Annotated in this window: 13 protein-coding genes and 2 tRNA genes; 6 read left to right on the forward strand and 9 right to left on the reverse strand. The window is 54.3% G+C overall.

What is annotated here, in order from left to right:
- Positions 1 to 67: 67 nt before the first annotated feature.
- Entirely contained in the window at positions 68 to 544 is a 477-nt protein-coding gene (locus RW023_RS01100) for a peroxiredoxin (protein WP_315579488.1), read from the forward strand.
- A gap of 158 nt (positions 545 to 702) precedes the next feature.
- On the opposite strand, the gene RW023_RS01105 is transcribed toward RW023_RS01100, so the two are convergent.
- From RW023_RS01105 to RW023_RS01115, 3 genes are all read right to left on the reverse strand, one after another.
- Positions 703 to 1,257 carry a hypothetical protein gene (locus RW023_RS01105; protein WP_315579489.1) on the reverse strand — a complete coding sequence of 185 codons (555 nt, stop codon included), beginning with the start codon at positions 1,255 to 1,257 and terminating at the stop codon, positions 703 to 705.
- A gap of 73 nt (positions 1,258 to 1,330) precedes the next feature.
- A tRNA-Lys gene (locus RW023_RS01110) sits at positions 1,331 to 1,403 on the reverse strand.
- A 34-nt stretch (positions 1,404 to 1,437) separates the two neighbouring features.
- A tRNA-Lys gene (locus RW023_RS01115) sits at positions 1,438 to 1,510 on the reverse strand.
- 115 nt (positions 1,511 to 1,625) lie between these two features.
- Between RW023_RS01115 and RW023_RS01120 the strand changes: the two genes are divergently transcribed.
- Positions 1,626 to 2,342 (forward strand): metal-dependent transcriptional regulator, encoded by a 717-nt coding sequence (locus RW023_RS01120; protein WP_315579490.1) that lies wholly within the window; start codon positions 1,626 to 1,628, stop codon positions 2,340 to 2,342.
- A gap of 21 nt (positions 2,343 to 2,363) precedes the next feature.
- Here the strand turns inward: RW023_RS01120 and RW023_RS01125 are convergent, their stop codons facing one another.
- Positions 2,364 to 2,804: an HIT family protein gene (locus RW023_RS01125; protein WP_315579491.1), complete on the reverse strand. Its 441-nt coding sequence runs from the start codon at positions 2,802 to 2,804 to the stop codon at positions 2,364 to 2,366.
- A gap of 133 nt (positions 2,805 to 2,937) precedes the next feature.
- Between RW023_RS01125 and RW023_RS01130 the strand changes: the two genes are divergently transcribed.
- Together RW023_RS01130 and RW023_RS01135 are read left to right on the forward strand one after the other, a co-directional pair.
- The gene (locus tag RW023_RS01130) at positions 2,938 to 5,871 is read left to right on the forward strand and encodes a class I tRNA ligase family protein (RefSeq protein WP_315579492.1); all 2,934 of its coding nucleotides are present in this window, start codon (positions 2,938 to 2,940) and stop codon (positions 5,869 to 5,871) included.
- A 2-nt stretch (positions 5,872 to 5,873) separates the two neighbouring features.
- Entirely contained in the window at positions 5,874 to 7,004 is a 1,131-nt protein-coding gene (locus tag RW023_RS01135) for an Fpg/Nei family DNA glycosylase (protein ID WP_315579493.1), read from the forward strand.
- 82 nt (positions 7,005 to 7,086) lie between these two features.
- Here RW023_RS01135 and RW023_RS01140 read toward each other — a convergent pair whose 3' ends face one another.
- The 4 genes from RW023_RS01140 to RW023_RS01155 form a co-directional block, all read right to left on the reverse strand.
- Positions 7,087 to 7,587, reverse strand: a complete 501-nt coding sequence (locus RW023_RS01140) for a GNAT family N-acetyltransferase (RefSeq protein ID WP_315579494.1) — start codon at positions 7,585 to 7,587, stop codon at positions 7,087 to 7,089.
- A 109-nt stretch (positions 7,588 to 7,696) separates the two neighbouring features.
- On the reverse strand, positions 7,697 to 8,314 hold the full coding sequence (cysE, locus tag RW023_RS01145) for a serine O-acetyltransferase (RefSeq protein ID WP_315579495.1): 618 nt from the start codon (positions 8,312 to 8,314) through the stop codon (positions 7,697 to 7,699).
- A 144-nt stretch (positions 8,315 to 8,458) separates the two neighbouring features.
- On the reverse strand, positions 8,459 to 9,391 hold the full coding sequence (cysK, locus tag RW023_RS01150) for a cysteine synthase A (protein ID WP_315579496.1): 933 nt from the start codon (positions 9,389 to 9,391) through the stop codon (positions 8,459 to 8,461).
- 60 nt (positions 9,392 to 9,451) lie between these two features.
- On the reverse strand, positions 9,452 to 10,093 hold the full coding sequence (locus tag RW023_RS01155) for a YigZ family protein (protein ID WP_315579497.1): 642 nt from the start codon (positions 10,091 to 10,093) through the stop codon (positions 9,452 to 9,454).
- Between the two features lie 203 nt (positions 10,094 to 10,296).
- Here RW023_RS01155 and rpmF point away from each other — a divergent pair, with 203 nt between their 5' ends.
- On the forward strand, positions 10,297 to 10,467 hold the full coding sequence (rpmF, locus tag RW023_RS01160) for a 50S ribosomal protein L32 (protein WP_009409287.1): 171 nt from the start codon (positions 10,297 to 10,299) through the stop codon (positions 10,465 to 10,467).
- Positions 10,468 to 10,536: 69 nt separating this feature from the next.
- Here the strand turns inward: rpmF and RW023_RS01165 are convergent, their stop codons facing one another.
- Positions 10,537 to 12,141 (reverse strand): Na+/H+ antiporter, encoded by a 1,605-nt coding sequence (locus tag RW023_RS01165; protein WP_315579498.1) that lies wholly within the window; start codon positions 12,139 to 12,141, stop codon positions 10,537 to 10,539.
- 240 nt (positions 12,142 to 12,381) lie between these two features.
- Here RW023_RS01165 and RW023_RS01170 point away from each other — a divergent pair, with 240 nt between their 5' ends.
- Positions 12,382 to 12,693: a YetF domain-containing protein gene (locus RW023_RS01170; protein ID WP_315579506.1), complete on the forward strand. Its 312-nt coding sequence runs from the start codon at positions 12,382 to 12,384 to the stop codon at positions 12,691 to 12,693.
- Positions 12,694 to 12,860 lie beyond the last annotated feature (167 nt).

Consider the following 12,860-nt stretch of genomic DNA (forward strand, 5'->3'; position numbering starts at 1 on the left):
GAAGGGGTAAGTGCTGAGGATCTATCTTGGATGGGCGCGCCAATCGAACCCCAGCTAAGCTCAGCTTATGACTCAACTTCAGGTGGGGGAGGAAGCTCCCGATTTCACTCTTGAAACAACTCACGGCACGCTTTCCTTGCGCGATCTGCTGGGACAGGTAAAGTCCGGTGTGGTTGTTTATTTCTACCCCAAGGCATCGACCCCCGGGTGCACGAAAGAAGCATGCGATTTTCGTGACAGCCTCAATTCACTTAAAGGCGCGGGGTATTCGGTAATCGGCATTAGTGCCGATTCGATGACTGCTCTAGAGAACTTTGCTTCGCGTCAAGAACTGAATTTCCCTTTGGCTTCGGATCCCGGAAAGGATGTTCTCACCAAGTGGGGTGCCTTTGGTGAAAAGAAGAACTATGGAAGGGTATTTCAAGGAATTATCCGCTCCACAGTTGTCCTCGACCCCTCTGGAATCGTCACCCACGCCCTGTATAACGTGAAGGCAACGGGACATGTCGCTCGTTTGCGAAAGCTGCTGGGATTGGATCAATAACGCTGCTTAACAGGTAATCGGGCCAAACCGCTCCGTTGCGATTTGGCCCGATTACTCTTTACCCTGTGGTGCCGGGATAATTTCTGGAGAACTCGGAAAATCCCCAGAGTAGCTTCCCAATCAGTTAAAAACACTTGTTGTGAAGCTGAAGCTTCCTCTTATAGAGAGGTTGCCTGGATCTCCGGATCGAAAAGTGGCACCGGTGAAGGACGACGTTCCTCTGCGGTAGCAAAGGCTTCAGCTGCACCGACCACGGTGTGGAGATCGTGTCCATCGAGCATCCACTGTGCCGGAGTTGTTTGCTCTAAGACCTCGAGTGGACGCTGGAACCATGTTGCCGCAGTCAATTGATGCACCCGTCCACGCAGACGTCCGAGCACTTCGGAGATGTTATCGATCACCGAGTGATTGGCCATGAGTTGCCATGTGGGGTAGTACCACATAGTGGTGGGCGATTGAACTGCAAGAATACGGTTTGTTCGCACGGCCTTGTTGATCCCTTGGCGCGAGATACCCAGCCACGCGACGATGTCGGATGTGGTACATACGGGTCCAACGAGCTCGTGAAGACCTGGACGCGGGTCCGTCATAGAACGGATCAGGTGAGTCGCTTGTTCGACGATATCCGGGGTAATCACCGTGCGGCGACGGGCACTGAGCTGTTGTTCGATCGATGCGAGCAGATCTTTCTCAGAAGAAGTAAGACGACGCATAAGAAGCTCCGAGGATAGTAGGGCACGAATACTCATAGTTGTATTCGGCCATTGGCGCCGCCTCGGCAATGGGTGCGTCATGGGGGACTTGAACCCTCAACCCGCTGATTAAGAGTCAGCTGCTCTGCCAATTGAGCTAATGACGCGGGGTACTTTCGCCAGCCGGAGCCGGGAAAGCTGTGCGTCATGGGGGACTTGAACCCTCAACCCGCTGATTAAGAGTCAGCTGCTCTGCCAATTGAGCTAATGACGCGTGTCCTTGGGACAGGAGAAAACAATACATACGTTTTGAGTAGTTCGCAAATTAACTCTGCCTTTCTCAAGTCGCAAGGCGGTAGGCTAGGGGAGTGCAAGCAGCTGACATTTTTATGAGCGATAGTCGTTCAGTACGTGAGAACGCCGTTACTCAGGACTATCTCAAAACAATCTGGAGCGCTGAAGAGAACGGGCAAGCCGGTATTGCGGTCCGCCTCCTTGCTTCGCGTGTTGGTGTTGCTGTTTCCACGGCCTCGGAGAAGGTTAAGCGTTTGGTTACTGAAGGGCTTGCTTTCCACGAGCCCTATGGAAAAGTGACCTTGACAGAGCAAGGACGCCGACGAGCACTGGAAGTGGTCAGGCGCCATCGCTTGCTCGAAACCTATCTGCATGATGCGCTCGGTTTTGAGTGGGACGAAGTTCACGAAGAAGCGGAAATTCTCGAGCACGCGATCTCAGACCGCCTGCTCAATCGAATCGATGAACGCTTGGGGCACCCGGCGCGTGACCCACATGGAGACCCGATTCCTTCTGCCGACGGTAGAGTCGAACTCGTAGCAATGATTCCTCTTGTTGAGGTCGTCCCGGGCAGCAGAGTGCGTATCGCACGTTTTAGTGACAGTGACGCAGTGTGCTTGCGTTCGATCGAAAATAAAGGGCTTGGTCTTGACGAACAGGTTGAAGTTCGTGAACGTCGTGAAAATGGAGAGCTTGTGCTCAGCGTTTATCCGCCGAAAACTCGCAGTGGGGCGCAGGAAAAAGGGCGACACCTTGAGCTGAGTGCCCAAGAAGCCGCACTTATTTCTGTAGTGGGGACGCTACCTAAGTAGCGCTTGCTCAATTGCGTGAGGCTAGTTCAGCGTGTTCATCGACGATGGTACCTGCACGCTGTAACCCTCACTGATCAGCTCTTGACGAAGCTTATCCATGGCCTCGTCAAGCTCGGTATCACTGGCCGGAACAGCATTGCTGAGCAGGACGTCGCTTTCTTGACGTAGGGGAATGACGTGGAGGTGGGTGTGTGGCACCTCGAATCCGGCAATCACCAGACCGGAGCGCTGGACTCCAAAAGCGGCTTCTTGGGCGCGTCCAATAAGCTGTGCAACCTTCATGAGATGTTCGCATGTTGCCGTATCCAAGGCTGTCCATGAAGGGACGGGCTTGCGTGGAACAACCAAGACGTGCCCGGGACTTGTCGGCTCGATTGTCGCGAATGCGACGCAGATGTCGTCGGTCCACACAAAGCGTCCGGAGAATTCTCCGGAGATAATTTTTTCAAAAACGGTACTCATAGCTCTATTGTCGAGCCCCGGGCTGGTTTTGCCTAGTGGAAATAAACGGGCAAATTCGCGCCAATGCACTAACCTATATAGGGCATAGAACGAGCCTGAAGATAGTGAGTTTTCAGGGTAAATGGAGGCAAGGATGAGCGAGATCTCGACAGGCGAGCCCAATTTCCGTTATACGGCACAGTTGGCCGGTGAGATCGAAAACAAGTGGCAGGACCTATGGGACGAGCGAGGGACCTTCTTTGCAGATAATCCTGAAGGAGATCTTGCTGGAGAACTTGCCTCGCGTGATCCCTTCTTCCTCCTTGACATGTTCCCCTACCCCTCAGGTAAGGGTCTTCATGTTGGGCACCCACTGGGCTATATCGCGACTGATACGGTTGCTCGTTTCCACCGCATGCGTGGCGAAAATGTTCTCTACACAATGGGATATGACGCATTCGGTCTTCCTGCTGAGCAATTCGCTGTTCAAACCGGTCAACACCCGCGTGTGACGACCGAAGAAAATATCGCCAACATGCGACGCCAGCTGCGTCGTCTGGGCCTTTCTCATGACCGTCGCCGTTCGTTTGCAACCACTGATGTCGACTACGTTCACTGGACTCAGTGGATCTTCCTGCAGATCTTTAATTCGTGGTTTGATCCTGAGGCACCCCGTCGCGATGGCCGAGGCCTGGGTGCTGCGCGCCCGATTTCTGAGCTTGTCGCGCAGTTTGAGTCAGGAGAGCGTGAGCTCCCAGAAGAATTCTCCGCTCGATCATGGAATGAGCTGAGCCCGCGCGAGCGTGCGCGCGTTATTGACTCCTACCGACTGGCCTATATTTCCGAGGCTCCTGTTAACTGGTGCCCCGGTCTGGGTACTGTCTTGGCGAATGAAGAAGTAACCGCCGAAGGACGTTCAGAGCGCGGTAATTACCCGGTCTTTAAGCGCTCATTGCGGCAGTGGATGATGCGTATCACTGCTTACGGTGATCGCTTGATCGAAGACTTGGACACCATTAATTGGCCCGAAAAGGTGCGCGCCATGCAGCGCAATTGGATCGGCCGCTCGCACGGTGCAGAGGTCGATTTCCGTGCCGTGGGTGAGGGCGTATCAGATAGCGAGTTCACCGTTTATACGACGCGTCCCGATACGCTCTTTGGCGCGACCTTCGTGGTCTGGTCTCCCGAGCACCCCCTACTTGGTGGAACCACTCCCGGTTCATCTTCTGACCAGGCTGCGCTCAAACTTCCCGCATCTTGGCCACAAGGAACGCGCCCTGAGTGGAGTGCGGGCTATGCAACTCCTGCCGAGGCAGTGGCGGCTTACCGTGCACAGGCTGCCGCAAAGACCCCGGAGCAGCGCGCAGAGGATGCGGGAGAGAAGACTGGTGTCTTCACTGGGCTGTGGGCAATTAACCCTGTGAACCAGAAGCGTATCCCCGTCTTTATCGCTGACTACGTTTTGATGGATTATGGAACCGGCGCCATCATGGCGGTTCCTGCGCACGATGATCGTGACTGGGAGTTTGCGCGTCGTTTCCAACTGGACATCATTCGCACCATCGGTGATGCTGAGGATCCTACGGCTCACGATCTGACTCAGAGCGCCTATACCGGTGACGGTGTTGCTGTTGACTCAGCCAATGAGGAAATCAGCCTCAATGGCCTTGATAAGGACGCTGCAAAGGCAGCGATGACACAGTGGCTGGAATCTAAGGGACTGGGGCGCGCCGCAACAACCTATCGCCTGCGAGACTGGCTCTTTAGTCGTCAGCGTTACTGGGGTGAGCCTTTCCCGATCGTGTGGGATGAGGATGGCGTTGCACACTCGCTCCCCGAAGATATGCTCCCCATCGAGCTTCCTGAAATCAGTGATTATTCACCGCGTACCTTCGACCCTGACGATGCGGATAGCGAACCCGAGGCTCCTCTGGGACGCGCTCAGGAGTGGGTGAATGTCACCCTCGATTTGGGTGATGGTCCCAAGAAGTACCGTCGTGAGACAAACACCATGCCTCAGTGGGCAGGTTCGTGCTGGTACGAAATGCGCTATACCGATCCGACTAATTCCACGACCTTCGCCGGTGCAGAAAATCTGAGCTATTGGATGGGGGCGCGTGAGGGCAAGATCAGTGGTGGAACTGATCTGTACATTGGCGGTGTCGAGCATGCTGTGCTTCACCTGCTCTATGCACGCTTCTGGCAGAAGGTTCTCTTCGATCTGGGATTCGTTCCCGATAGCGAGCCCTTCCACACGCTGTTTAACCAGGGCTACGTGCAGGCTTACGCGTACACCGATGCGCGCGGGCAGTACGTTCCGGCTGACGAGGTCGAGGGCGATGAGACAAACGGCTTCACCTGGAAGGGACAGCCTGTCAATCGCGAATACGGCAAGATGGGCAAGTCACTGAAGAATATCGTCACGCCTGACGAGATGTACGACGCCTATGGTGCGGATGTCTTCCGTGTCTATGAAATGAGCATGGGACCCTTGGATGTTTCGCGTCCGTGGGATACGCGTGCAGTCGTCGGCTCCCAACGCTTCCTTCAGCGCTTGTGGCGAAATGTTCTTGATGAAGAGACGGGTGAGGTCACCGTTAGCGATGAGCCGATGGATAAGAAGACGGCACGTCTGCTGGCACGTACGATCAGCGAGGTCACCGTTGAATACGAGAACCTGCGTATCAACACGGCGATCGCCAAGCTGATTGTTCTGAACAACCACCTGACCTCTTTTGATCGCGTCCCTCGCGTTGCTGTCGAGGCCCTCATTCTCATGCTCTCTCCTGTTGCTCCGCACATTTGTGAGGAACTGTGGCAGAAGTTGGGGCATGAAGAATCGCTTGCTCGAGTGCCTTTCCCGGTCGTGGAAGATGAGTCTTTGCTTGAAGACGACACCGTGACGGCGATCGTTCAGGCTAATGGCAAGCTTCGTGCGAAGCTCGAGGTTCCTGTGTCGATTAGCGAAGATGATTTGCGTGTCCTTGCCCTTGAGCAAGCTCCAATCGTGAAGCTTCTTGACGGACGCGAACCCTTAAAGGTCATTGTGCGTGCTCCGCAGCTGGTCAACATCGTTCTTCCGAAGTAACCATGCCTGAAGGAGATGCGATCCATCGGATCGCCAACACTTTTTCTGTCCTCTTCCAGGGCAGTGAAGTCGAAACTTCGTCACCGCAGGGGCGTTTTGCCTCATCCGCACAGTTGATTAACCACCACAAGGTTGTTGCTGTGCGGGCGGTGGGCAAGCACATGTTTGTTGGTTTTATGCCAGCTGAGGCTGCCGCCTCGTGTGCTGAGCAAGCGAAGTCGGCGGAGGCTGAGTTTGCTGCTCGCTTAGGCAGTCCCGAGGCCGAGGCCGCATTGCCCTTCACAGGATCATCGCCGCTGTGGGGAGAGCATCCTTTCCCCTGTGATGAGAAGCTCCAGTGGCTCCATATTCACTTGGGTCTGTATGGGTCGTGGCGTTTCGATGCGGATGAGCGCGCTTTTGATGTCCCGTCCTCCATTGGTGCACCACGTACGAATTGGGTGGCAACAAAAGGGCACCGACATGCGGCTCTGAAGTGGGCAAGCTACGCGGAAGACACTCTGTACGTCGAAGATAATTTGGCGTCTGGAAATATCCAAAAGCGCGGTGAAGAATGGAATGCTCCCGATCCTGTTGGGCAGGTTCGCCTGCGGGTATTGTCGGAGCACGCGGTCGCTGATGTTACCGGTCCGAATCGGTGCGAGCTCATTTCCGATGAGGATAGACGTGTTGTCGAATCCAAGTTGGGGTGTGACCCACTTCAGCCGGGTGCCGCGCAAGATCCAGCGACCCGTAAGCGTTTCATCGAAATGATCCGTGGGCGTAAACGTCCAATCGGTGAGCTCTTAATGGATCAGTCGATCGCTGCCGGAGTTGGGAACATTTATCGTGCGGAAGCTTTGTTCCTTGCTGGTATTTCACCGATGAGGGCTGGAAATCGCCTCTCAGTGCAGCGTGTTGGCCACCTGTGGGATATCGTCTGCGAACTGATGACACGAGGCCTCGAGATTGGACGTATCGATACGATTCGCCCCGAGGACCAGCCTGATCCAATCCCTGAAGGTGATGAAGAATTGGCGCGATGGTATATCTACCATCGCAGTGGACGGCCATGCATTAAATGTGGGACGACGATCAGTGAAAAGCTCATGCAAAATCGCCGTCTTTTCTGGTGCTCGAATTGTCAGAACTAAGGCAGTAGGAGAAGTCGCGCGTTAGAGGGGATAGCGCAGCTCATCGCGGCTAAGCATTCCCTGCACTTTGAAGCAACTCTGCCTAACTTGCGGGGGAGTTGTCACTTTCTTGGAAGATGTCGTAGATCTGAGGAAGGTGAACATTTCCCTCGTCGATTCTGACGACAAGGGAAGATGCTCCCCAGTCTTTACAGCGACGTGCGCACTCTGCGACCAATGCGGTAGCAATTCCGCGGCCTCGGAACTTCGGGTGAACCATCAGGTCGATTACCTGCGGAAGTCCACTGGGTTCCTCAACAGGGGGATCGACGACGACGATGATCGCGGCGATTAACTCTCCTTCGATCCAACCGCCTAGGAAGGATCCCTCCAATGGGGTGCCGAAAACCCCGTCAAAGCACAGGCGCATTTCGTCTGTTGCTTCAATATGCGCCTCGATAGTTGGGCGGATACCGTATGCGGCTAAAGAAAGTTCAGCGAGTTCCGGGATATCGAAGCGGGTTAGTACGCCGATCTCACACTCTGTTGCACCACGAAGGCGCGTCAGTGCGTCAATCTGTGCTTGTAGAGAATGTCTGTCCATAAGGACAGAATATGTGATCTGTTGCACGCGTGACGGCACGTGAGAAGGTGTGCGAACTCACAGAGTTGCTTCTGGGAGTTTGTTCGAAAGCTTGACAAATGCGGGGAACTTAGATGTACCAGGTGGGATCATCTTCCCAGAAATTTGGGTCGATGATGAGGTCGCGATCATCCTCCACCATTCGTCCTTCCGGTTTCTGACGTAACTTTGCTGGGACGCCGATTGCAACAGCATCTTCGGGGACATCCTTGGTGACGACGGCATTGGCTCCAACTTTGGCTCCATCGCCAACTGTGATGGGGCCAAGAATCTTTGCGCCAGCTCCGATCATCACGTGATTACCAATGGTTGGATGACGTTTTCCGGGGTTCATAGCGACGCCACCCAAGGTCACCCCGTGGAAGATCACAACGTCTTCACCGACCTCAGCTGTTTGCCCAATCACGACCCCAGTGGCGTGGTCAATGAATACGCGGCGCCCGATAGTTGCCTCGGGATGGATATCAACCCCTGTCGTCATCCTTGCAATTGAGGAAAGGACACGAGCGGGAGTGCGCAGCGCGGGGTGAGACCACATCGCGTGTGTTACCCGATGAGTCCACAGTGCGTGGACGCCGGGGTAGGCGAGTGCGACTTCAAGAGTCGAACGGGCCGCGGGATCGCGCCGTTTTGCCGTTCGAAGATCCTCGGCAAGAAGCTGAATGATCTTGCGTGGAGACGAGGCCATGGGTAGTTCTCCGTCAGTTGCTTGTGGGTAGTTGTGCACTGCTATGCGGGTGACGTGCTCGTGGGTTTTGATTGTCCTGTGCGTTCTCATCCAAGGACGCAGAAATGGGGTGGATGAGCATGCATCTCATCCACCCCAGACCTGTCAGTCGCGCAGGTTTTCGAAGAGCGCTGTCGAAAGGTAACGCTCACCTGTATCGGGGAGGACCACGACGATTTGCTTACCTTCGTTTTCAGGGCGCTTCGCCACCTGGATTGCAGCCGCAAGTGCTGCGCCTGAAGAAATACCAACAAGCAAGCCTTCTTCCGCGGCTGCTCGTCGCGAAGTTTCCAGTGCGAGTGGAGTTTCAATATCAATTACTTCGTCAACAACGCTGGGATCGTAGGTCTGAGCAACGAAGTTTGGACCGAGTCCCTGGATGCCGTGAGGGCCAGCCTCGCCACCGGTAAGAAGCGGGGACTCTGCTGGTTGAACTGCAATGACCTTGACGTCGGGCTTGATTTCCTTGAGGACAGCACCCACGCCAGATACTGTTCCACCCGTACCAACACCAGCAATGAAGATATCAACGTTCTCGTCGGTATCGCGAAGAATCTCTTCTGCGGTCGTACGGCGGTGCACTGCGGGATTTGCGGGGTTGGTGAACTGGGAGGCGATGATGGACCCGGGACGCGAATCACGGATGCGCTCAGCTTCTGCGACAGCGGCGGTCACTCCACCCTTGGGGTCGGTAAGGACCAATTCTGCGCCAAAGGCGCGAATAAGAATGCGGCGCTCGAGGCTCATCGAGGAAGGCATGACAATGACGACCTTGTAACCGCGTGCTGCACCGACCATCGAGAGTGCAACGCCGGTATTTCCCGAGGTGGCTTCGATAATAGTCCCGCCCGGCTTGAGTTCCCCGGATGCCTCTGCGGCATCAACAATGGAACGAGCAATACGATCTTTGACGGAGGAAGCGGGGTTGAACGCCTCGACTTTCGCGACGATTTCCGCGCCACCTTCGTTCAGGCGGTTAATTCGAACCAGGGGTGTGCCACCGATGAGGTCGGTGACATCTGTTGCGATGTTGGTCATGATGTCTCCTAGATGTCGCTTCGTGCCATGCACGTAACTGCAACTCTATGGGGAGCCGGATTATTCCGCGATTTCTATGTAACGTTGTCCCATGGAGCGAAAAACATACTGGCCTGAACTGAGCGTGGCGAGCAGATTCTCAGCTATTTTCAGCTGCTGTGGACTCATTGCCACGGTGAGTAATACAGAGGATCCCCACTGAGCATCGAGTACGTGCCCGCCTAAACGACGTAACTCGCCTTCAATTCGTCCAGCATCGACGGGAGCGAGTTCAGCCTCAACGACTGACAGCGCCTCCAAGCGTGCGAAAGGAGCCCGAGCAAGCGCCTCGCTGGTTGCGCTTGAATAAGCCCGCACGAGGCCGCCGGCTCCCAGGAGAATTCCCCCGAAGTAGCGCGTCACAACGACCGTCACATTCCATACCTCGTTGCGCTTGAGAACATCCAACATGGGAGTTCCAGCGGTTCCTGAGGGCTCTCCGTCATCCGAAGAATGCTGTGAAGGTGAATGGCCTTCTTCTGTGATCATCCATGCTGAGCAGTTGTGGCGTGCTTGCGGATGGGCGTCTTTTACTGAATTAATGAATTCACGGGCTTCTTCGGGTGTATCTGTCCGAGCGATCGATGCAATGAAACGCGACCGTTTAATTTCAATCTCATGGGACAGGCGTGTGCCTGAAGCAAGTACTCGAAGAGAGGACATAGTGTCTTCATTGTTGCATGAGTGTATGCGAGGTCGGGAATGAGACGAGCTTCGCACGAATAATTCCTTTGGAATATGCGTACTTTTGGCCCGTCGTGCTACAGTGGTCAGGTTGTCGAAAGTCATATCTCTATGGCTGTGTATCTGAAAGATACGCATCGACGCGGTAAAAACGTCAGAACTAGAAGAGGAGCGGTAGGGTCATGGCAGTTCCCAAGCGCAAGATGTCCCGAGCAAACACCCGCACTCGCCGGTCCGCATGGAAGGCCGATCTCACTGAGCTGAACACCATCAAGGTGGGTGGCCGTGAGGTGCGTGTTCCCCGTCGTCTGGCGAAGGCGTACAAGAACGGCCTGCTGGACGTCGAGGACTGATTCCTCCGTTCGCAAGTTTTGTGGGGCCCGGTACCGATTGGTACCGGGCCCCACAACTATTTCTCAGTCTTACTCCTCGAGCTCGATGGGGCCGCTCAGACGAAGTAATTCAAGGTCAATGTGATCGATGGCGATACGCCATGTTTCTTGTTCGATCTCACCGCGATCGCGCAAGCGTGTCATTTCGTCGCGCTTAAACTGGGTGAGCGCAAGACGCAGTTGTGTCTCTTCCGAGCTTTCGGTCAAGAGCTCATCGAGAGAGGATGCCTCTTTACCGTGTGCGACGTAGGTAAGAATTTCTTCGCGCAGGTTATCTATCAGTTGTCTGTCTTCGATTCCCGCTGCGTTTGCAATGGCTTCGACGTTATCAGCCGCGGTTTTCAAAACGGTGAGCATTGCGCTGACTTCATTAGTTTCGGGCTGGAAGTAAGTGCTTTCCGGTGCCGGGTTTTTAGCTGCCCAACGTATCGCGATTGGCAGAAGCGGGCCCTGGATGACAAGCGAGAGGATAACTGCACCTGCGACAACCAGCAGGATGAGATCACGATCTTCGAAAGTAGAAGCGCCAAATGCAGAGGGAATGGACAGAGCCATTGCCAAAGAAATGGCACCGCGGAAACCCGCGACTGTCGTGACTAATCGGCTCCTGAAATTCGTCCGGCGTTCCTTCTGTTCAGGGCGACGATCGAGTAATCGAATAGAGAAGATGAGCGCATGATGGCCGATCAGACGCGCAAGGACCATCGCAATGTAAATGATTGGTATCAAAATCAAGCCATGCATGAGTGTCGCATGGTCCAAGCCACGAATAATGACGGGAAGTTCAAGGCCCACCATGATGAATAGGACTGAGTTCAGAATGAAAGTCAGCAGTGTCCACACAGGAATCGCGATGACGCGTGATGCCAGCGATATTGCTGATTCTCCGAAACGAGAGACAAGCATTCCGCACACGACTACTGCAATGACTCCCGAAGCCTGAATCTCTTCAGCAAGGTAGTAAGCCAAAAGTGGGGTGAGGATGCGAGCGATGTTTGCCAAGATCGCATCACGTTGGAATAGCCCGCGTCGGACAAGCACGCGTAGAACGAAGGCTCCCATCGTTATACCGACAAGAACCCCTCCGCCGAAGGAAAGAAGCACTTGCTGAGTGACTCCAAGCGTTGTCACCCGAGCAGTTCCACCGGTCACTTGAAGTGCAACCGCAAAGATGACCAGAGCGCTGCCGTCATTGATCAATGATTCGGCCTGGAGGACTGTTTTTTGGCCCGAGGGCATTCCGCGTCCCAAGGCGGATACGGCTGTTGCATCCGTGGGCCCAAGGCAAGCGCCGATGAGTAAGGCGGTGCCAATACTGAGCCCCATCCATGTGCCGACCAGAGCAATGAGGAGTGCGGTGATCGCGACCAATACCGTACCGGACAAAATGACGCCTCGAAGTCCGCGGCGGACTTGACTCAGGGAAACCGAAAGTGATTCCCAGTAGAGCAGGAGAGGAAGAAAGATCGAGAGAACGACCTCGTGAGGAAGCTCAATTTCTCCGGCATGTGGAACAAAAGAAATCGCAACACCCGTAACAATAAGGACAATGGGAGAGAGTAACTTCAAACGCCGTGATAACGCGTAGGAAATGGTGATTGCTGTTCCGAGAAGAATGAGTGATTCAAGTGTCATGACAGAGGTATGGCCCCGAGGCGATGAGAATTACGGCTACTAGCCTTCAGTATATGTGCCATCAGCGTTTTAAGGTTGACGCATGTGGCATGAACTCATCCTTGACGCGCACTCGATTTACCGACTTTTCATCGGTATCGTGATCATCTCCGCTCACCTCACATAGACAAAGAAACAGAGCCTTACCCAATTCACTTCTATAGACTTCATCGGAAACTTCGTTCGCGTGGAATTTTTTCGATTGAAGATGTCGAATTTGCACAGTATGAGTCAAACGGCTCTTTGACTGTGATCAAGAAGGGCGATGGGAGTCTGAACTATCTCTTGGTTTCGAAGGGTCAGATTGTTCAAGATCAACTTGAAGCCTCTGGCCAGAGCGAAGAATGGCTCACGAAGGAACTGGAGCAACAGGGTATTAAGCTCGAAGATATTGTCTTCGCAGAGCTAGAGGGGCGCGAGAAGATTTATATCGTGATGAATGATATGACGACTCATTCTTTCGCATTTAGTCTTGAGAGCTCGCAGGGAAATACGCAGGAAAAGACGGATTAGGTGACTTCGTAAAGCCAGCGCATTACTCTCTTTTGAACACGGAAAATTAAGTGGTGGGGCAGCCCTTTTGGGGCCGCCCCACCACTTAATTACACAGTGTCAGTCGTGTACCGCTTAGTGTGCGATGATCACTCGCAGGTGACGAGGACCGTGAACGCCATTGACTC

The organism is uncultured Actinomyces sp. (assembly GCF_963542285.1).
Lineage (GTDB): Bacteria > Actinomycetota > Actinomycetes > Actinomycetales > Actinomycetaceae > Pauljensenia.

Excerpts from the sequence above, each read along its gene's own strand:
- RW023_RS01125 (WP_315579491.1), bottom strand. The coding sequence starts at position 2,804 with ATGAGTACCGTTTTTGAAAAAATTATCTCCGGAGAATTCTCCGGACGC.
- RW023_RS01135 (WP_315579493.1), top strand. The coding sequence starts at position 5,874 with ATGCCTGAAGGAGATGCGATCCATCGGATCGCCAACACTTTTTCTGTC.
- RW023_RS01140 (WP_315579494.1), bottom strand. The coding sequence starts at position 7,587 with ATGGACAGACATTCTCTACAAGCACAGATTGACGCACTGACGCGCCTT.
- RW023_RS01165 (WP_315579498.1), bottom strand. The coding sequence starts at position 12,141 with ATGACACTTGAATCACTCATTCTTCTCGGAACAGCAATCACCATTTCC.
- rpmF (WP_009409287.1), top strand. The coding sequence starts at position 10,297 with ATGGCAGTTCCCAAGCGCAAGATGTCCCGAGCAAACACCCGCACTCGC.
- RW023_RS01120 (WP_315579490.1), top strand. The coding sequence starts at position 1,626 with ATGAGCGATAGTCGTTCAGTACGTGAGAACGCCGTTACTCAGGACTAT.
- RW023_RS01100 (WP_315579488.1), top strand. The coding sequence starts at position 68 with ATGACTCAACTTCAGGTGGGGGAGGAAGCTCCCGATTTCACTCTTGAA.
- RW023_RS01155 (WP_315579497.1), bottom strand. The coding sequence starts at position 10,093 with ATGTCCTCTCTTCGAGTACTTGCTTCAGGCACACGCCTGTCCCATGAG.
- cysE (WP_315579495.1), bottom strand. The coding sequence starts at position 8,314 with ATGGCCTCGTCTCCACGCAAGATCATTCAGCTTCTTGCCGAGGATCTT.
- RW023_RS01130 (WP_315579492.1), top strand. The coding sequence starts at position 2,938 with ATGAGCGAGATCTCGACAGGCGAGCCCAATTTCCGTTATACGGCACAG.
- RW023_RS01105 (WP_315579489.1), bottom strand. The coding sequence starts at position 1,257 with ATGCGTCGTCTTACTTCTTCTGAGAAAGATCTGCTCGCATCGATCGAA.
- cysK (WP_315579496.1), bottom strand. The coding sequence starts at position 9,391 with ATGACCAACATCGCAACAGATGTCACCGACCTCATCGGTGGCACACCC.